Here is an 18,618-nt window from a genome sequence, read left to right on the forward strand (position 1 = left end):
GCCGGACGGTCATGGCTCGCCAAACCACCCGAACCCGCATGCTGAACCGCTTCCCTCCTGGCTTCCTGCCCACCTTCGCCACCTTCCGCCGGTTGTGCCTGCTGGCGTTGTGCTCGCTGCTGCTTGCTGCATGCGGCCAGCAGCGCGCGTCTTTCAAGAACGTAGATATCACCGGCGGCAGTGAATTCGGCAAGGATTTCGTCCTCACCGATCACAACGGCAAGGTGCGCTCGATCGCGGACTTCAAGGGCAAGGCGGTGGTGATGTTCTTCGGCTATACGCATTGTCCCGATGTGTGCCCGACCACCATGGCTGAGTTGAAGGCGGTCATGGAGCAATTGGGGCCGGATGCCGACAAGGTGCAGGTGCTCTTTGTCACGGTCGACCCCGAACGCGATACGCAGGCGCTGCTGGCGCAATACGTGCCGGCCTTCGATCCGCGCTTCCTGGGCATGCGCCCGGCCAACGACGCCGCGCTGCAGAAGGTCGCCAAGGACTTCAAGGTGTTCTACGCCAAGGTGCCAGGTACATCGCCGTCCAACTACACCATGGACCACTCGGCGGGCAGCTATGTGTTCGACCCTAGCGGGAAGCTGCGGCTGTTCATTCGCCACGGCCAGGGACCGGAGCCAATTGCGCACGACATCAAGCAACTGCTTGCTTCCTGAGGGGCGCGGCCGGTGTAACCGGCAGACAAAATGAAACAGGGCCGGTCGCGAGACCGGCCCTGTTGCTTTCGGGAAAGAGCGGGGGTGAAATGCCCGCCGCCGCCCGGCGCGCCTCAGGCAAATGCCTGCAGCGCTCCCTTCATCTTCTTCATCGCCGCGGTTTCGATCTGGCGGATACGTTCAGCGGAGACGCCGAATTCGTCAGCCAGTTCGTGCAGCGTGGAGCCGCCGGACCCGTCGTCGTTGACCTGCAGCCAGCGCGCTTCGATGATGCGGCGGCTGCGTTCGTCGAGCTTGGACAGCGCTTCCTCCAGGCCTTGCACCTGCATGCGGTCGTGGCGCTGGGCCTCGATCACGCGGGTGGGTTCGTTGTGGTTGTCAGCCAGGTAGGCGATGGGAGCGAATTCCTCTTCGCCGTCGTCGATCTGGCCTTCGAGTGCCAGGTCGCCACCAGACAGGCGGGTTTCCATCTCCATCACTTCTTCCGGCTTGACGTTCAGCTCGCGCGCAACCGCGTCGATCTGTTCCGGGGTGAAGGTATGGGCACCCTGCTTGTGGCTGCGCAGGTTGAAGAACAGCTTGCGCTGGGCCTTGGTGGTAGCCACCTTGACCATGCGCCAGTTCTTCAGCACGTATTCGTGGATCTCGGCCTTGATCCAGTGCATCGCATACGACACCAGGCGCACGCCCTGGTCCGGGTCGAAGCGCTTCACGGCCTTCATCAGGCCGATATTGCCTTCCTGGATCAGGTCCGCATGGGGCAGGCCGTAGCCAAGGTACTGGCGGGCGATGGACACTACCAGGCGCAGGTGCGACAGCACCATGCGGCGCGCCGCATCAACGGAGTCATGCTCGCGCAGCTCGCGCGCGAGCCGCTGCTCTTCCTCGGGGGTGAGCAGGGGAATACGGTGGACAGCCTGGATATAGCTGTCCAGATTTCCCAGCGTTCCGGGAAGCGTCAGCGCAAACGTGCCGGTACCTTGGGGCACCGTGGGCAGACGGTTGGTCATTTGGGTTTGGTCAGCAGATAGGACCGCGTTCACTCTGATTGCTCCTTTTGCATCCGGCGGGTGGGTTGCCCGCGTACGCCAACCCATGGGGGGCTACGCACTGCATTGCAACACATATTAGCACTCAAGCCGGGGGACTGCTAAGTTGGAGTAGTTATAGGGTTGATAGTTCCTGGTAATCGAAATCTGTTTTTGCATAGCGTTTTCTGCGCGGGGCTTTGCGTGATGTGGCGCGGCCACTATCTCAGGCGAGCCCTCGAACGATCCGACATGGATTAGAGGGAACACGCGCCCTTCGGTTCTATCGCCAAATGAGATGCAGTGTTTCTACAGCGGCTACACTCTTTTCATTTGCGCTAACCGCCAGCATCGACCGAAACGGGGAGAATTCATGTCTGCTATCGAACACTTGCTCAAGCCACATACGCGTGACCTTGGCGACTTTGCCGTCAGCCGGCTGCTACCCGCGGCGGCAACGCAGACCGTCGGGCCGTTTATCTTCTTCGACCATATGGGACCAGTGGCGATGCCTCCGGGGGAAGGTGCCGACGTGCGTCCGCATCCACATATCGGGCTGGCGACCGTCACTTACCTGTTCGAAGGCGAGATCCTTCACCACGACAGCCTTGGCAGCAAGCAGGTGATCAGGCCGGGCGACGTGAACTGGATGACGGCGGGAAAGGGCATCGCGCACTCGGAACGCTCGCCGCAGGCCGCCCGCGATGCCGGGCCGCGCCTGCATGGCATACAGACCTGGGTGGCGTTGCCAAAGGAGTTCGAAAACGTCGAACCGTCCTTCCATCATCACCCCGCCGCAACGCTGCCCAAGCTGGAGCGCCCCGGGGTGCGGATGACGGTGATCGCCGGAGATGCCTTTGGCGCGGAGGCTCCCGTGAAGGTGTTCAGCCGCACGCTCTATGTGGCCATCGAGCTGGATGCGGGTGCCAGCCTGGAGATTCCGCCGGAGCATGCCGAACGTGGCATCTATCCGGTGGACGGCAGCGTTGCGCTGGATGGCGAAATACTGCCGGAACGCCATTTGGCGGTGTTGGTGCCGGGCGTGCCGGTGACGCTGACGGCGCAGGCCCCTTCGCGCGTGATGCTGCTGGGCGGCGATCCGACCGACGGGCACCGATTTATCTTCTGGAATTTCGTCGCCAGCAGCAAGGAAGCGATCGAGGCGGCCTCCCAGCGCTGGGAGGATGACCAGTTCCCGCGCGTGCCTGGCGAGGACGATCGCATCCCGTTGCCGCAGCGCAAGCGCTGAAAGCGCCAGGGCCTGCCTCAGACCGGGCTGGCCCAGGTCACGCGCGTTCCCTGTTGCAGGCAGTCGCGGATCGCCTCGATCTGCGTAGCGATTGGAGCCGGGACGGATGCCTTGCCGTCCAGCACGAGGCGGATCCAGGCCGCAGTCTGGCCCACGTCGCTACCAGGTGGCAATTCCGGCACTTCGGTGATGGAGCCCGCGGTGGGATCGACCAGTGTGCGCTGATGTCCGTCGTGCAGCCAGTCGATGCGGCTGCTGCGCCGCGCATCGGCCACCACCTCGCCTTCGGTGCCGCGCGCCAGCAGCACATTGGCGGGTTCGCGCGAGAAGTAGTCGGTCAGCGTTTCGCGGTACTCGGGATGGGTGTAGCTGTACAGGCGCAGCGCCTCCGCCGGGGAGTGGGTGCCCACCGGCTGGAGCATCTTGACCACCGTGTGCGCGGAGTTGCGCAAGCCGATCTGCATGCGCCTGTCGAGCATGGCGGCCAGCGCCGGCGACAGCACGTCGATCGGCAGCACCGCCAGCGGGCCCGGCTGGCTGTCCTTGCTGCGAAGCTGGGCTTCGGCCTGCGCCACGGAACTGCACGGCGCGATGCCCAGCGCCTCGAACAGCGATAGGCTGGTCACGCGCCCGTTGAACTGGCGGCTGCCGTGCACCAGCACGGGAATGCCTTCGCGCGCCAGCAGCAGGGCCAGCAGCGGTACCAGGTTGGGCTGCTTGCGCGCGCCGTTATAGCTTGGGATGGTCACAACGATGCGGTCCGGCGGCGCGGCAAGCGGCAGGCAGTGCGCGTGCGCGGCATCGAGCATGCCGGCCAGCTCGTGCGGGGCTTCGCCCTTGATGCGATAGGCCATCAGCACCGCGCCCAGTTCGATATCGGCCACGCGGCCGGCCAGCATGGCATCGAACAAGGCCTGCGCGTCCTCGCGCGGCAGCGCGCGGGCGCCGTTGACGCCCCGGCCGATTTCCTTGATGTACTTCGCGGCAGCGAAAGTCGGGGCGGCGGGCGTGGCAGGCGTGGTGGTCATGGCGGGCTGGGGCAGTGTGGTTTGAGGTTCATGATAGCGGAGCGGACGAGCCGTGCCCATCGCATTGGCCAATGCCGGCCTGCCATGCCGCCGCGCCCGCTTGCCGGCGTCTGCTCAGGCGGCTTCCTTCAGCGCCGGATTGCGCTGCTTGCGATACAGAAAGTCCAGCACCGCGGTCCGGCACGCGTGATAGTTCTTGTCGTCGGCCAGCGCCATGCGCTCGCGCGGCCGTGGCAGGTCCACCTTCAGCACTTCGCCAATCGTGGCAGCCGGGCCGTTGGTCATCATGACGATGCGGTCGGCCAGCAGCACAGCTTCGTCCACATCATGGGTCACCATCACCACCGTGCTGCGGGTCTTGGCTACGATCTTGATCAGTTCGTCCTGCAAGTGCGCGCGGGTGAGCGCATCCAGCGCGCCGAAGGGCTCGTCCATCAGCAGCACCTTGGGCTCCATCGCGAGCGCCCGCGCGATGCCCACGCGCTGCTTCATGCCGCCCGAGATTTCCTGCGGATACTTGGATTCGGCATGGGTGAGCCCGACCATGGCCAGCGTGTTGTGGGTGCGCGCCTTCAGTTGCGCCTTGCTTTCGCTGCCGCCGAACACGCGTTCCACGCCAAGGTAGACGTTTTCGAAGCAGGTCAGCCAGGGCAGCAGCGAGTGGTTCTGGAACACCACCGCCCGATCCGGGCCGGGCCCGGCGATCTCGCGCTCGGCGCAGATCAGCGCGCCGGCGCTGGGACGGTCCAGTCCGGCCAGCAGGTTGAGCAAGGTGGACTTGCCGCAGCCGGAGTGGCCGATCAGCGTGATGAACTCGCCGCTGGCGATGGTCAGGTTGACATCGCGCAGGGCGACGAACGGCCCCTTCTTGGTCTTGAAGATCTGCCCGACGTTTTCGATACGGACGAACTTTTCCATGAGGTTCTCCTTGGCGCTGCGCGCGGTAGCCGTCTTAGTTGCCATAGCTGAAACGCTTCGCCAGGCTCAGCAATGCGTATTCGAGCAGCAGCCCGACCACGCCGATGATGAAGATCGCGATGACGATGTGCTCCACCTTCAGGTTGTTCCACTCGTCCCACAGCCAGAAGCCGATGCCGGTGCCACCGGTCAGCATCTCCGCGGCCACGATCACCAGCCAGGCCGTGCCGATCGACAGCCGCACGCCGGTCAGCATGTAAGGCAGGACGGCCGGCAGCAGCACGCGCGTGAACACCTTCCATTCCGACAGGTCGAGCACGCGCGCGACATTCAGGTAATCCTGCGGCACGCGCGTCACGCCCACCGCGGTGTTGATCACCATTGGCCAGATCGAGCAGATGAAGATGGCCCAGATCGCCGCCGGGTTGGCAGACTTGAACAGCAGCAGCCCGATTGGCAGCCACGCCAGCGGCGAGACCGGGCGCAGCAGGCTGATGATGGGCGCCATCATGGCGTTGAGAAAGGCGAAGCGGCCCAGCGCGAAGCCGGCCGGGATGCCGATCAGCGCCGCCAGCCCGAAGCCTGCCGCGACCCGTGCCAGCGACGCCAGCACGTTCCAGCCGATGCCCTGGTCATTGGGGCTGTTGCGGTAGAAGGGGTCGGCGAACAAGGGCACGGCGGCATGCCAGGTAGCGGCCGGCGTGGGGATGGCTGGGATCATCGTGGCAATACCGTGCCAGACCAGCAGGAACAGCGCAAAGCCGGCAGCAGGCGGCATCAGCTTCAGCACGATGGCCGCGAAGGCATCGCGCCGCGCCGCGCTGCGCCGGGCGCGTTCATGGGCCTGCTGGTCGCCAGGCACGGCGAGACCGGCGTTGGTGCCGCTGTCGGCGGGCGCGGCTTGGGTGCCGGCATGGGTGGCCGGCTGGGCAAGTGCATTCACGTCAGGCTCCTTCAGGGGCCGGCGTGTCGCCACGCCGGCGTTCAAGCGGCAATCAAATTGGAATCACTCGGCAGTCGAACGGTGAGGCCGGCGCGATATCACGCGATATCGCCCGGCGCTCAGGCCTTGATCTTGAAGCCGTCGGCGTAGGCCTTCGGGTCCTTGCTGGCGTCCCACACCACGCCGTCCAGCAGCTTCGCGGTGCGGAAGTCGCTCTTGGGTACTGGCACCTGCGCGGCCGCGGCAGCTTGCTTGTAGACGTCGATGCGGTTGACCTTCTTCGCCACCGCCAGGTAGTCGGGGTGGTCCTTGAGCAAGCCCCAGCGCTTGTGCTGCGTGAGGAACCACATGCCGTCGGAGAGGAAGGGATAATTGGTGCTGCCGTCCTGGTAGAACTTCATCGAGTCCGGATCGTCCCACGTCTTGCCCAGGCCATTGCTGTAGCGGCCAAGCATGCGGTCCAGGATGATGTCCATATCCGTGTTGACATAGGACTTGGCGGCAATCGTTTCCGCGGTCTTGCGGCGGTTGGAGGCCGAGGCGTCGATGTACTTCGATGCCTCCAGCACGGCGGCAACCATGGCGCGGGCCGTATTGGGGTACTTCTGCACGAACTCGGCGGTGGTGCCCAGCGTCTTTTCGGGGTGATCCTTCCAGATCGCCTGCGTGGTCTCGGCGGTAAAGCCGATCTTGTCGGCGATTGCGCGCGCGCCCCAGGGCTCGCCCACGCAGAATCCGTCCATGTTGCCCACGCGCATATTGGCCACCATCTGCGGCGGCGGCACGGTGATGGCCTTGGCGTCCTGCATCGGGTTGATGCCGTTGGCGGCCAGCCAGTAGTACAGCCACATCGCGTGGGTGCCGGTCGGGAAGGTCTGGGCGAAGGTGTAATCGCGCTTTTCCCTGGCCATCAGCGCTTTCAGGCTGGCGCCGTCCTTGACGCCTTTTTCCGCCAGCTTGGACGAAAGCGTGATGGCCTGGCCATTGTGGTTCAGGTTCATCAGCACGGCCATGTCCTTCTTGGGCCCGCCGATGCCGAGCTGCACGCCGTAGATCAGGCCGTACAGCACGTGTGCCGCATCCAGTTCGCCATTGACCAGCTTGTCGCGCACGCCGGCCCAGGAGGCTTCCTTGGTGGGCGTGATCTTGATGCCGTATTTCTTGTCGAAGCCGAGCGTGCCGGCCATCACTACCGAAGCGCAGTCCGTCAGCGGGATAAAGCCGATCCGCACTTCCGGCTTTTCCGGCGCATCCGAGCCGGCTGCCCAGGCTCCGGCGCGCACGAGCGGGTCGACCAGCGTGATTACGCTGGCGCCGGCGATGGTGGCCAGGGCGCGGCGGCGGCCGCTGCTGGCGGGCACCGCATCGGCGCCGGCGGCGCTGGCATCGGTGGCAACCGCGGCGTGCAGCGGCTTGGCAATCTTCAGGCGAGAGGGCATTCCACGGCTCCAAATGAAAAGCGTCCTGAACCGCGCCGCTTTCGCCAGGAATGCGGGGCAGGTCAGGACGCCGTTGTCCCGTGATGCGGCACGGCCGTCGTTGGCGGCGCACATCGGTTTGTGATCGGCCGTCGTTGGCCGATGTCCGGATTACGCAAGCCGCGTGCCAAGCTTGTTATGTGGGGGGGCAGGCAAAATTCGCGCGAGCGCGGCGACGCCATCGGCCGAACGGGCAGGGCGGCGGGCGGTACCGGTGCGCGGGCGGCAAGGCGGCAGCGCCATCCTTGTGCATTGCACCAAGCGCGTGCGGGGCGCGCCCACTCCTTAACTCATTACATCGATGACGCGCCGTGCCGCTTCGACGAGCTTGATGCCACGCTCCATGGCCATGCTGCGCAGCCGCTTATAAGCCTCTTCCTCGCTCATGCCGCGCTCTTTCATCAGCAGGCCCTTGGCACGTTCGACCTCCTTGCGCTCGGCCAGCTGCAGGCGCGTGGCATCCAGCTCGGCGCGCAACTCCTGATCCAGTTCGAAGCGCGCATACGCCACGTCGAGCACGGTCTTCACGCGATCGGCGCGCAGCCCGTCGACGATGTAGGCGGTAATGCCTGCCGTCAGCGCGGCCTTGATGCGCTGGGCGTCGTCGTTGTCCGTAAAGAGCACGATGGGGCGCGGCGCGTGCTGGGTGGAGACGCATACGTGCTCGACCGTATCGCGCGCCGCCGATTCCGAGGCGATGATGATCAGGTCCGGCTGCCGCGCGGCGATCGCGTCGGGGAGCCGCAGGTCGGCGTCCACCGTCTCGATGTCGGTGAAGCCCGCCGACACCAGCCCGGCATGGATCGTCTCGACGTTGAGCGGGTCGGCGTCGTGGGGATCGCGCACCAGCAGGATGCGCAGCGTGCGCGAACCCGCGGCGGAGGCGGGCGCGGGACTCGTCGGACTGGGAGGGGCTGGAGGGCGTCGGTTCATGGCGTCACTTGGGATCTCTCGTGCCATGCAAGATTCGCGCCGAGATGCTTCTAATTGTATTGCGGGGTTTCCCGGATTCAATGGTTTGCCGGCATACGCGGCGGGAACCGCCGGTGTATGCTATTGCCCTGCTGCGCGGCGGGGCGTCTGCTGGCGACGCCGCATGCCGGTGCGTAGCCCAAAACACAGTGCACAAGTCTGGAGAGAAGGATGACCGAATTCGTATTTGCCCCGCCGGCGCCCAACGGCGTGCCCGTGCGCGGCAGCAGCGCTCAGTTCCCGGTGCGCCGGGTTTACTGCGTGGGCCGCAATTATGCCGCGCATGCGCGTGAAATGGGTTCGGATCCCGACCGCGAGCCGCCGTTCTTCTTCTGCAAGCCCGCCGACGCGGTGAGCTACGTGGCCGACGGCAGCGAAGGCACCTTCCCCTATCCGCAGGGCACGGGCAACTGCCACTATGAAGTGGAGCTGGTCGTCGCCATCGGCAAGGGCGGCAAGGACATCGCCGAGGCGGACGCCGCCAGCCACGTGTTCGGCTATGCCCTCGGCCTCGACATGACGCGCCGCGACCTGCAGAACGAATCCAAGAAAACCGGCCGCCCCTGGGAAACCGGCAAGGCCTTCGACAAGTCCGCCCCCATCGGCCCGATTGTGCCGGTGTCCGCCATCGGCCATCCGGAGAAGGGCGCGGTGACGCTATCCGTCAATGGCGTCGAGAAGCAGCGTGGCGATCTTTCCGACCTGATCTGGTCGGTGCCCGAGATGGTGTCTTATCTCTCCAGGCTGTTTGAACTGCAGCCCGGCGACCTGATCTATAGCGGCACGCCCGAAGGCGTGGGCCCGGTGGTGAAGGGCGACGTCATGCTGTGCAAGATCGAAGGCGTGGGCGAACTCACCGTCAAGGTGGTCTGAGCCTATGTTCAAGCTCTACAGCTACTTTCGCAGCTCGGCGTCGTACCGGGTGCGCATCGCGCTGCGGCTCAAGGGCCTGCCTTATGAGTATGTGCCGGTGCATCTGTTGCGCGACGGCGGCCAGCAACTGCTGCCGGCCTACCGCGCGCTCAATCCCGATGCGCTGGTGCCGACCCTGGTCGACGATGACCAGGTATTGATCCAGTCGGTGGCGATGGTCGAGTACCTCGACGAGACGCATCCCGAGCCGCCCTTGCTGCCGGGCACCGCGCTGGATCGTGCCTACATTCGCGCGGTAGCGCTTGAGGTCGCGTGCGAAATCCATCCGCTGAACAACCTGCGCGTGCTGAAGTACCTCAAGCACACGCTGGGCGTGGCGGAGGAGGCCAAGGACGCCTGGTATCGCCACTGGGTCGAGCTGGGTTTCGAATCGGTGAATACCAACCTGGTGCGCTCGGGCAAGGCAGGGCGTTTCTGCTTCGGCGATACGCCGACGCTGGCCGATATCTGCCTGGTGCCGCAGGTGTTCAACGCGCAGCGTTTCAATATCGATGTTGGCCGCTATCCGGCCATTGCCAAGGTGTTCGAGTCCTGCATGGCGCTGCCCGCGTTCCAGCAGGCCGAGCCCAAGACGCAGCCGGATGCCGAGTAAGCCTGGCGCGCAGGCCAGGCGCAGGCAGGCGTAAAGAAAAAGCCCCGCAAGCAGTTGCGGGGCTTTTTCGTTGCCGCTGCGTTCAGCCCAGCAGCGCTTCGGCGAATTCGTCGGCATTGAAGGGCTGAAGGTCTTCGACCTTTTCGCCCACGCCGATGAAGTAGACCGGCACCGGCCGCTGGCGCGCGATCGCGGCCAGGATGCCGCCCTTGGCGGTGCCGTCGAGCTTGGTCACGATCAGCCCGGTCAGCCCCAGCGCATCGTCGAAGGCCTTGACCTGGGACAGCGCGTTCTGGCCCGTATTGGCATCGATCACCAGCAGCGACTCGTGGGGCGCGGTAGGCATCGCCTTGGCGATGACGCGCTTAACCTTCTTCAGCTCCTCCATCAGGTGCAACTGCGTGGGCAGGCGGCCCGCGGTATCGGCCATCACGATATCGATGCCGCGTGCGCGCGCCGCGTTGACCGCGTCGAAGATCACCGCGGCAGGGTCGCCGCTCTCCTGCGAGACCACGGTCACATTGTTGCGCTCGCCCCAGATCGTCAGTTGCTCGCGCGCGGCGGCGCGGAAGGTGTCGCCGGCGGCCAGCAGCACGGACTGGTGATAGCTCTGGAAGTGCTTGCACAGCTTGCCGATGCTGGTGGTCTTGCCGGCGCCGTTGACACCGGCGATCATCATCACCATCGGTTGCTCGCGGCCCAGCACCATGGTTTTCTCGAGCGGGCGCAGCAGCTCGGCCAGCAGTTCGCGCAGTGCGATCTTGACGCCCTCGGAGGTCTCGATGCGTTCGTTCTTGACGCGGCGGCGCAGCGCGCTCAGCAGGTGTTCGGTCGCCTCGACGCCCGTGTCCGCCATGATCAGGGCCGTTTCAAGCTCCTCGAACAGGTCTTCGTCCACCTTGACGCCGACAAACAGCGTGCCCAGGTTGCGGCTGGTCTTGGACAGGCCGGTGCGCAAGCGGTGCATCCAGCCGCGCTTGGCTTCGGCGGTAGCGGCCGGCGGCGGGGTCAGGACCATATCCCCGAAAGCGGGCTGGGCAGACGGGACGATGGGTGAGAAAACCGGTTGGGCGGCCGGCGCGCTGACGGCCGGCGCGTGTGCTGACGGGGCGGGAGGGGCGGAGGCCGGGCTGGGTTCAGCAGCGGGAACCGGGGCTGACGCGCCGGCGGGCGCCGGTGCGGGCGCTGCAGCGGGCGCGGGGACCTGCGCCTCGGGTGGCGCGCTGGCCGGTTCGGCCTTGCGCTTCTTCCAGAAACTAAACATTGGGAAAGGGGTCAATACCCCGGTAGAATCAATCGCCAAAATTCTAGCAGACGGGGTCGCATGAACCATTGTGCTGTCAGGTCCAGGTCGGGCGCCGCCCGTACCGCATCGCATCTTGCCGGCGCCGGCGCTATTCGCCCGGCCGCTTTCTCCCGGCGCCTTATTTCCGCCCTCCTGTTGATCGCCATGCCCTGGTTCGGCGCCGCTTACGCGCAGACCGGCGTGGTGGCGCCGCCACTGCCCACCGGCCAGGCCACCGCGTCGCAAAGCGCCGCGGCGGAGGCCAATACCACCGAATTCAAGCTGTCCAACGGCATGCGGGTCATCGTCAAGGAAGACCACCGCGCGCCCACCGTAGCACACCAGATCTGGTACCGCGCGGGCGGCATGGACGAGGTCAGCGGCACCACTGGCGTGGCGCACATGCTTGAACACATGATGTTCAAGGGTACACCAAAGGTCGGGCCGGGGGAGTTTTCCAAGCAGATAGCGGCGTTGGGCGGGCGCGAGAACGCCCTGACCAACCGCGACTTCACGCTGTACTACCAGCAGATCAGCAAACAGTACCTGCCCAGGATGATGGAGCTCGAGGCAGATCGCATGGCCAATCTCATCATCAAGAAGGATGAGTTCGAGCGGGAGATGAAGGTCGTGATGGAAGAGCGGCGCCTGCGCACCGACGACTCCGCGCGCGGCACCGTCTATGAGCAGTTGCTGGCCACCGTGTTCACTGCGGCGTCCTACCGCCATCCCGTGATCGGCTGGCCGGCCGACCTCGTCAATATGCGCGTCGAGGACGTGCAGGCCTGGTACAAGAACTGGTACGTGCCCGACAATGCCCTGCTCGTCGTTACCGGCGACGTCACGGCGGCCGAGGTCAGGACGCTTGCTGAACGCATCTACGGCAAGCTCAAGGCGCATCCCCTGCCGTTGCGCAAGGACCAGGTCGAGCCGGTGCAGAAGGGCATCAAGCGGATCTGGGTCAAGGCGCCCGCGGAGAACCCGTACATAGTGATGGCGTACAAGGTGCCGCGCCTGCACGATGTCGAGAAGGACGTCGATCCCTACGCGCTGGAGGTCCTGTCGGCCGTGCTGAACGGCTACGACAATGCCCGCTTGACGCGCGACCTGGTGCGCGAGCGCCGCATCGCCGATGACGTCAACGTTGGCTACGACAGCATCAACCGCGGCGAGTCCATCATGGTGCTCGATGGCACGCCGGCCAATGGCCACACCACCGAGGAGATCGAGCGTGCGCTGCGCGACGAGATCGCCCGCATCGCCCGCGAAGGGGTTTCGCCCGAAGAACTCAAGCGCGTCAAGGCGCAGGTCGTGGCGGCGCAGATCTACAAGCGCGACTCGGTGTTCGGCCAGGGCATGGAGATCGGCGTGGCCGAGATTTCAGGCATTTCCTGGCGCAAGCTCGACCGCATGCTGGAGAAGATCAAGGAAGTCACGCCTGCGCAGGTGCAAGCGGTGGCCGGCAAATACTTCAACGACGATAACCTGACCGTGGCGACCCTGCTGCCGCAACCGATCGACCCGAACAAGCCAAAGGCGCCGGTTGACTCCGGCTCGCTCCGCTAAAGCCTTTCAGAGGACCGACGATGTCTCTCTTTGCCCCGACGATCCCGTCGCCGCGCCTGCTGCGCCGCATCGCAGGCGCTGCCTTCGGCGCGCTTGCCCTGATCGCTTCGCAGGCCTCGCTGGCTGCCATCCCGATCGAACAATGGACCACCTCCACCGGCGCCCGCGTGTATTTCGTGCGCAGCCCGTCCATCCCCATGCTCGACGTCAATATCGATTTCGACGCCGGCAGCCGCTATGACCCGCCGGGCAAGGCCGGCCTTGCCACGCTCGCGTCAGCCCTGCTCGACAAGGGCGCAGCCGCGCAGGACGGCCAGCCAGCGCGCAACGAAGCGCAGGTTGCCGACGCCTTCGCCGACACGGGCGCTGATTTCGGCGGTGCCGCCAGCAGCGATCGGGGCGGTATCGGCCTGCGCACGCTGACCTTCGAGCCGGAGCTCAGCCAGTCGCTCGCGCTGGCTGGTCAGCTGATCAAGGCCCCGGTCTACCCAGACGCCGTGGTGGCGCGCGAGAAGCAACGCCTGATCACGGCGATCCGCGAGGCCGATACCAAGCCAGGGGTGATTGCCGACAAGATGGTGTCGAAGGCGATCTATCCCGCGCATCCGTATGGCGTTTCGCCGACCGCGGCCTCGGTCGAGTCGATCACAAGGGCCGATATCGAGCGTTTCTGGCGGGACAACTACGCGCCATCGCGTGCTGTTGTGACGCTGATCGGTGCCATCGACCGCAAGCAGGCCGAGACCATCGCCGAGCAGCTGACCCGCGGCCTGCCGGCCGGAGCCACGCCGCCCGCGATGCCGCCCGTGCAGCCAAAGATCCCGGCCAGCGAGCAGCGAGTGCCACATCCGGCGCAACAGGCTACCGTGGCGATTGGCCAGCCCGCCATTGCGCGTGGCGATCCCGACTACTTTGCCTTGCTGGTGGGCAACTACGTGCTCGGCGGCGGCGGGTTCAGCTCGCGCCTGACCGATGAGGTGCGGGAGAAGCGCGGCCTGACCTACGGTGTCGACAGCTACTTCGCGCCGGCCAAGCAGGCAGGGCCCTTCGGCATCGGCCTGCAGACCAAGAAGGCGCAGACCAACGAGGCATTGGCCCTGGTGCGCAAGGTGTTGGCGCAATACGTGGCGGAGGGCCCCACCGACGCCGAACTGAAGGCGGCCAAGGACAATCTCATCAACGGCTTCCCGTTGCGCATCGACAGCAACCGCAAGCTGCTGACCAATGTGGCCAATATCGGCTGGTACGGGTTGCCGCTGGACTATCTCGATACCTGGACCAGGCAGATCGGCAAGATCACGCGAACCCAGGTCAAGGAAGCCTTCCAGCGTCACGTGCATCCCGACGCCATGGCGACCGTGATCGTGGGCGGGCCGGAATGAGGGCGTGAGTGGTGCGGGCGCTTCGGTCCTTGGCGCTCGCGCGATCTGACCCGCAGGCTCTACAATCACGGCATGAATTCGCGTACCCGATCTCCCTCGCCCGCTGCCAGCGGGCGAACCTCTTCCCCCTCGCCGCGGCAGGCGCCCGCGCAGGTCCGCATCATCGGCGGCAAGTGGAAGCGCACGCCGCTGCCCGTACTCCACGCCGAAGGGCTGCGTCCCACGCCCGATCGCGTGCGTGAAACCCTGTTTAACTGGCTCGGCCAGGACATGTCGGGGCTGGCCTGCCTCGACCTGTTTGCGGGTTCTGGCGCACTTGGCTTCGAAGCCGCTTCGCGCGGTGCGCAGCAGGTCACGATGGTGGAAGCCAACCCGCGCGTGGCCAAGCAACTGCGCGACAACCAGTATCGCCTCGACGCCCAGCAGATCCAGGTTGTGCAGGGTGATGCATTTGCTACGGCGGCGCAGATGCCGTCCGCGAGCTTCGACGTGGTTTTTCTCGATCCGCCGTTTGCCGAGGACTGGCTGGGTCCTGCGCTGGAGCATGCGGCACGGCTGTCCCGGCCGGGCGGTGCCGTCTATGTGGAAACCGATCGTGCGTTGACCGGCCCGGATGCCCCAGTGCCGGCGGCGCTGGAGATCGTGCGGCATGCCCGCGCGGGCGCGGTGCATTTCCATTTGCTGCAGCACAGGAATAATCGATTCGGGGGGCCGGACGCGGCATGACCGGCCATCGCACGCTAGATGCGGCACTGCCGCGAAAGCGTGTTGCAATGGCTTCCAAGTACCGCGTTTAGAGTTACACTACGCCGCTGTTGCCAACGCTCGTCACGCAGCCTTGGCTCCAGCCCTCAACCATAGTGGGCGGGGTCGATCGGTCCATCCAGGACCGGCAGCGGGCAGAATAAGGAGGAAGCATGGTCGTCGCGGTCTATCCCGGCACTTTCGACCCAATGACCCGGGGCCACGAGGATCTGGTGCGCAGAGCGTCCAATATCTTCGATGAGCTCGTGGTCGGTGTGGCGTATAGCCCCAACAAGCGCCCATTCTTTTCCCTGGAAGAGCGCATAGGCATCGCTCGCGAAGTCCTGGGACATTATCCCAATGTGCGTGTCGAAGGTTTCTCCGGCCTGCTCAAGGATTTTGTGCGCAAGAACAATGCGCGGGTGATCGTGCGGGGTTTGCGCGCCGTCTCCGATTTCGAGTACGAGTTCCAGATGGCGGGCATGAACCGCTACCTGTTGCCGGACGTCGAAACCATGTTCCTGACGCCCTCCGACCAATACCAGTTCATCTCAGGCACCTTCGTGCGCGAGATCGCGGTGCTGGGCGGCGATGTCAGCAAGTTCGTATTCCCATCGGTCGAACGCTGGCTTCAGGAGAAGATTGCCAAACCGGAATAAAATAGAGCTTTGGGACATGCTGGCCGCGGCCGGTCGGGCGCGGGCATGTCTGGCTTAAAGGAAACACCATGGCACTGATGATCACCGACGACTGCATCAACTGCGACGTTTGTGAGCCCGAGTGCCCAAACGAAGCTATTTCGATGGGGCCCGAGATCTATGAGATCGACCCCAACAAATGCACGGAATGCGTCGGACACTTCGATGAGCCGCAATGCCAGCAGGTTTGCCCGGTGGCTTGCATCCCGAACGACCCCAACCGGGTCGAGACGCGCGATACCTTGATGCAGCGCTATCGTCTGCTGACGGCGGCCAAGCGGGTGGCTTGACGCGGGCATTGCGCCCTGCGGCACAAAAAAGCCCCGTCACCGAGAGGTGACGGGGCTTTTTCATTGGTCCGCCTGCGGTTTGCTGCTTGCGAAGCGCCTTCAGCGGGTGGTGTGCAACTCCAGCATGGCGCGTTCGCTCTCGCCCCTGGCCAGCAGCGCCAGCGGCGCCAGGCTACGGTCGATGGCTTCGTCGATGGCCTGCTGCTCCTCGCGGCGCGGCGGCTTCAATACATAGTTGATCACATCCTCGCGATCGCCGCCACCGCTTGCCGAGTTGCGCGGATGGCCCACGCCGATGCGCAGGCGCCAGTACTCCTGCGTCGTCAGGTGCGCGGCAATATCCTTGAGTCCGTTATGGCCGCCGGCGCCGCCGCCGCGCTTGAGCTTGACGGTACCGGGCGGCATGTCCATTTCGTCGTGGGCTACCAGGATTTCGTCAGGCAGGATCTTGTAGAAACGCGCCAGCGATACCACTGACTGGCCGGAGCGGTTCATGAACGTGGACGGCTTGAGTAGCCAGATGTCCTGGTCCCATAGCCGCGCGCGCGCGGCCAGGCCGTGGAAGCGGCCTTCAACGCGCAGGGTGACGCCGCCCATGCGGGCCAGTTGGTCGACCAGCCAGAAGCCGGCGTTGTGGCGGGTGGCTTCGTATTCCGCCCCGGGGTTGCCGAGGCCGACGATGAGTTTGATCATGGGTTGGACTGCTTGGTTGAAGGGACCAGGTTTGATGCGTGGGTGCGCTTGTTACTGCAACTGATTAACTTCAAAGTCAAAAGCAGTTTCACCACCCCTGCGGGGCGGCGACCTACTTTTTTGTCTTGCCAAAAAAGTAGGCAAAAAAGGCGCGCCGGATGGGGCGCCCCCCCCCTCGTCGGCAGACAAAAAGAGCGGCCGGGGGCCAAACTCACATCGCCTTAAGGCGATGTGAGTTTGGCCCCCTCTTTTCCGCTCTTTTTGCCTGCCGACGAGGCGCCCCATACGGCCTGGTACACCTTGACGGCTCACTTCGCATCGCGTGGGGGGGTTGTTCGCATCGCAAGGATACGCGATCCCTGGCACAAAAAAAAACCGCCGGCGCCGGCGGTTTTTTCTTGCGGCTGCGAGAGCCGTCCTGTTGCGCGGCCCGGAGGCCGCGTAAAGGGTACTCAGGCAGCAGGCGTTTCTTCGGCTGCAGCAACGCCGCCGGCCGGCAGCGAGATGCTGGCGATAGCGGGGTTTTCGTCGCCGTGGGTGATGGCGCTCACGCCCTTCGGCAGCTTGACGTCGGACAGGTGCAGGGTCTGGCCCAGTTCTGCATTGCCCAGGTCCACTTCGATGAACTCAGGCAGGTCGGCCGGCAGGCACGACACTTCCAGTTCGTTCAGGATGTGGTTGACGATGCCATGGCCCAGCTTCACGCCCGGGGCGTTTTCCTGGTTCATGAAGTGCAGCGGCACCTTGACGTGGATCTTGTCGGTGGCCGACACGCGCTGGAAGTCGACGTGCAGGACCAGCGGCTTGAACGGGTGCATCTGGAAAGCGCGCAGCAGGGCCTTTTCAGCCTTGCCTTCCACTTCGAGGTCGAGAATCGACGAGTGGAATGCTTCTTTCTTCAGTGCGTGGAACAGTGCGTTGTGATCCAGTTCGATCATCTTGGGCTCGGCTGCGCCGCCATAGATGATGCCGGGGGTCTTGCCGGCGTTGCGCAGGCGGCGGCTCGCACCCGTTCCCTGTACGCTACGCTCGAAGGCTACTACTTTCATGATGACTCCAAATGTAAGAGGGCTGTCCGCGACCAGACAGCCCGATGAATCGCGCCTGCACCGTAACCGGGGTGTCCCCGAAAAGCGGCCGCAAACGCGGTAAAGCCTTGGATTCTATCAGGAATCGGCAAACAGCGACATGATCGAGTCGCCCTTGACGATCCGGGTAAAAGTCTCTGCCAGCAGCGATGCGGTCGACAGTTGGCGAATCTTGCCGGACTGGATGGCATCGTCGCGCAGCGGAATGGTGTCGCACACCACCACTTCATCCAGCTCGGAGTCGGCGATGCGGGCAGCCGCGCCGCCGGACAGGACCGGATGGGTACAGTAAGCGAATACCTTCAGCGCGCCGCGTTCCTTCAGCACCTGGGCGGCCTTGCACAGCGTACCGCCGGTGTCGATCATGTCATCCATGATCACGCAGTTGCGGCCGTCGACTTCACCGATGATGTTCATCACTTCGGCCACATTGGCCTTGGGACGACGCTTGTCGATGATGGCCAGGTCGCAGTTCAGCTGCTTGGCCAGCGCACGGGCGCGCACCACGCCGCCGACGTCGGGCGAGACCACCAGCAGATTGCCGTAGTTCTTCTCGCGCAGGTCGCCCAGCAGAACCGGGGAGGCGTAGATGTTATCAACCGGGATATCGAAGAAGCCCTGGATCTGGTCGGCGTGCAGGTCCATGGTCAGGACGCGCTCGACGCCGGCGACTTCCAGCATATTGGCTACCACCTTGGCCGAGATCGCGACGCGCGCCGAACGCGGGCGGCGGTCCTGGCGGGCATAGCCGAAATAGGGCATGGCGGCGGTGATGCTGCGTGCCGAGGCGCGCTTGAGCGCATCGACCATCACCATCAGTTCCATCAGGTTGTCGTTGGTCGGCGCGCAGGTGGACTGCAGCACGATAACGTGCTTGCCGCGAACATTTTCCTGGATTTCAACTTGGACTTCGCCGTCGGAGAACCGGCCGACCTGGGCTTTCCCGAGCGGGATGCCGAGGTGCTGCACGACAGCCTCCGCGAGTTTGGGGTTGGCGTTGCCGGTAAAAACCATCAAGCCTTCGCTGCTCATTCGGTGCACCTGTCTTGCTTCTTGCTGCTGG

General features: G+C 64.8%; 19 protein-coding genes. 9 read left to right on the forward strand and 10 right to left on the reverse strand.

Going from position 1 to position 18,618, the window contains the following annotated elements:
- Positions 1-38 precede the first annotated feature (38 nt).
- Positions 39-668, forward strand: coding sequence for an SCO family protein (locus tag ACZY0R_RS17360; RefSeq protein ID WP_488859900.1), 630 nt, complete (start codon positions 39-41; stop codon positions 666-668).
- Between the two features lie 113 nt (positions 669-781).
- Here ACZY0R_RS17360 and rpoH read toward each other — a convergent pair whose 3' ends face one another.
- Positions 782-1,678, reverse strand: a complete 897-nt coding sequence (gene rpoH / locus ACZY0R_RS17365; RefSeq protein WP_488859902.1) for an RNA polymerase sigma factor RpoH — start codon at positions 1,676-1,678, stop codon at positions 782-784.
- 391 nt (positions 1,679-2,069) lie between these two features.
- Here rpoH and ACZY0R_RS17370 point away from each other — a divergent pair, with 391 nt between their 5' ends.
- Positions 2,070-2,945: a pirin family protein gene (locus tag ACZY0R_RS17370; protein WP_441626989.1), complete on the forward strand. Its 876-nt coding sequence runs from the start codon at positions 2,070-2,072 to the stop codon at positions 2,943-2,945.
- Between the two features lie 17 nt (positions 2,946-2,962).
- On the opposite strand, the gene ybiB is transcribed toward ACZY0R_RS17370, so the two are convergent.
- The 5 genes from ybiB to ACZY0R_RS17395 all read right to left on the reverse strand — a co-directional run bounded on the left by ybiB (position 2,963) and on the right by ACZY0R_RS17395 (position 8,245).
- Entirely contained in the window at positions 2,963-3,973 is a 1,011-nt protein-coding gene (gene ybiB / locus ACZY0R_RS17375; RefSeq protein WP_488859904.1) for a DNA-binding protein YbiB, read from the reverse strand.
- Positions 3,974-4,087: 114 nt separating this feature from the next.
- Positions 4,088-4,891, reverse strand: coding sequence for an ABC transporter ATP-binding protein (locus ACZY0R_RS17380; protein ID WP_488859906.1), 804 nt, complete (start codon positions 4,889-4,891; stop codon positions 4,088-4,090).
- A 34-nt stretch (positions 4,892-4,925) separates the two neighbouring features.
- Complete coding sequence (gene ntrB / locus ACZY0R_RS17385) at positions 4,926-5,753, reverse strand: nitrate ABC transporter permease (RefSeq protein WP_488866004.1); 828 nt, start codon at positions 5,751-5,753, stop codon at positions 4,926-4,928.
- A gap of 200 nt (positions 5,754-5,953) precedes the next feature.
- Entirely contained in the window at positions 5,954-7,273 is a 1,320-nt protein-coding gene (locus tag ACZY0R_RS17390; protein ID WP_488859908.1) for a CmpA/NrtA family ABC transporter substrate-binding protein, read from the reverse strand.
- A 324-nt stretch (positions 7,274-7,597) separates the two neighbouring features.
- Positions 7,598-8,245, reverse strand: coding sequence for an ANTAR domain-containing response regulator (locus ACZY0R_RS17395; protein WP_045241354.1), 648 nt, complete (start codon positions 8,243-8,245; stop codon positions 7,598-7,600).
- Between the two features lie 210 nt (positions 8,246-8,455).
- Between ACZY0R_RS17395 and ACZY0R_RS17400 the strand changes: the two genes are divergently transcribed.
- Together ACZY0R_RS17400 and maiA are read left to right on the forward strand one after the other, a co-directional pair.
- The gene (locus tag ACZY0R_RS17400; protein WP_488859911.1) at positions 8,456-9,157 is read left to right on the forward strand and encodes a fumarylacetoacetate hydrolase family protein; all 702 of its coding nucleotides are present in this window, start codon (positions 8,456-8,458) and stop codon (positions 9,155-9,157) included.
- Positions 9,158-9,161: 4 nt separating this feature from the next.
- Positions 9,162-9,809 (forward strand): maleylacetoacetate isomerase, encoded by a 648-nt coding sequence (gene maiA, locus ACZY0R_RS17405; protein ID WP_488859913.1) that lies wholly within the window; start codon positions 9,162-9,164, stop codon positions 9,807-9,809.
- Positions 9,810-9,891: 82 nt separating this feature from the next.
- On the opposite strand, the gene ftsY is transcribed toward maiA, so the two are convergent.
- Positions 9,892-11,073: a signal recognition particle-docking protein FtsY gene (gene ftsY / locus ACZY0R_RS17410; protein ID WP_488859915.1), complete on the reverse strand. Its 1,182-nt coding sequence runs from the start codon at positions 11,071-11,073 to the stop codon at positions 9,892-9,894.
- A gap of 60 nt (positions 11,074-11,133) precedes the next feature.
- Between ftsY and ACZY0R_RS17415 the strand changes: the two genes are divergently transcribed.
- The 5 genes from ACZY0R_RS17415 (at position 11,134) to ACZY0R_RS17435 (ending at position 15,774) form a co-directional block, all read left to right on the forward strand.
- On the forward strand, positions 11,134-12,660 hold the full coding sequence (locus ACZY0R_RS17415) for a M16 family metallopeptidase (RefSeq protein ID WP_488859917.1): 1,527 nt from the start codon (positions 11,134-11,136) through the stop codon (positions 12,658-12,660).
- Positions 12,661-12,680: 20 nt separating this feature from the next.
- On the forward strand, positions 12,681-14,042 hold the full coding sequence (locus ACZY0R_RS17420; RefSeq protein ID WP_488859919.1) for a M16 family metallopeptidase: 1,362 nt from the start codon (positions 12,681-12,683) through the stop codon (positions 14,040-14,042).
- A gap of 72 nt (positions 14,043-14,114) precedes the next feature.
- On the forward strand, positions 14,115-14,768 hold the full coding sequence (gene rsmD, locus ACZY0R_RS17425; protein ID WP_488859921.1) for a 16S rRNA (guanine(966)-N(2))-methyltransferase RsmD: 654 nt from the start codon (positions 14,115-14,117) through the stop codon (positions 14,766-14,768).
- 191 nt (positions 14,769-14,959) lie between these two features.
- Positions 14,960-15,445, forward strand: a complete 486-nt coding sequence (gene coaD, locus ACZY0R_RS17430; RefSeq protein WP_035861092.1) for a pantetheine-phosphate adenylyltransferase — start codon at positions 14,960-14,962, stop codon at positions 15,443-15,445.
- Between the two features lie 68 nt (positions 15,446-15,513).
- Complete coding sequence (locus ACZY0R_RS17435; RefSeq protein ID WP_035861094.1) at positions 15,514-15,774, forward strand: YfhL family 4Fe-4S dicluster ferredoxin; 261 nt, start codon at positions 15,514-15,516, stop codon at positions 15,772-15,774.
- Positions 15,775-15,873: 99 nt separating this feature from the next.
- Here ACZY0R_RS17435 and pth read toward each other — a convergent pair whose 3' ends face one another.
- The 3 genes from pth to ACZY0R_RS17450 all read right to left on the reverse strand — a co-directional run bounded on the left by pth (position 15,874) and on the right by ACZY0R_RS17450 (position 18,587).
- Positions 15,874-16,467, reverse strand: a complete 594-nt coding sequence (pth, locus tag ACZY0R_RS17440) for an aminoacyl-tRNA hydrolase (protein ID WP_488859924.1) — start codon at positions 16,465-16,467, stop codon at positions 15,874-15,876.
- A 452-nt stretch (positions 16,468-16,919) separates the two neighbouring features.
- Positions 16,920-17,516, reverse strand: coding sequence for a 50S ribosomal protein L25/general stress protein Ctc (locus ACZY0R_RS17445; RefSeq protein WP_183032821.1), 597 nt, complete (start codon positions 17,514-17,516; stop codon positions 16,920-16,922).
- Positions 17,517-17,633: 117 nt separating this feature from the next.
- Positions 17,634-18,587, reverse strand: coding sequence for a ribose-phosphate pyrophosphokinase (locus ACZY0R_RS17450; RefSeq protein WP_017229695.1), 954 nt, complete (start codon positions 18,585-18,587; stop codon positions 17,634-17,636).
- Positions 18,588-18,618: the final 31 nt, after the last annotated feature.

It is taken from the genome of Cupriavidus sp. F041, assembly GCF_057814235.1.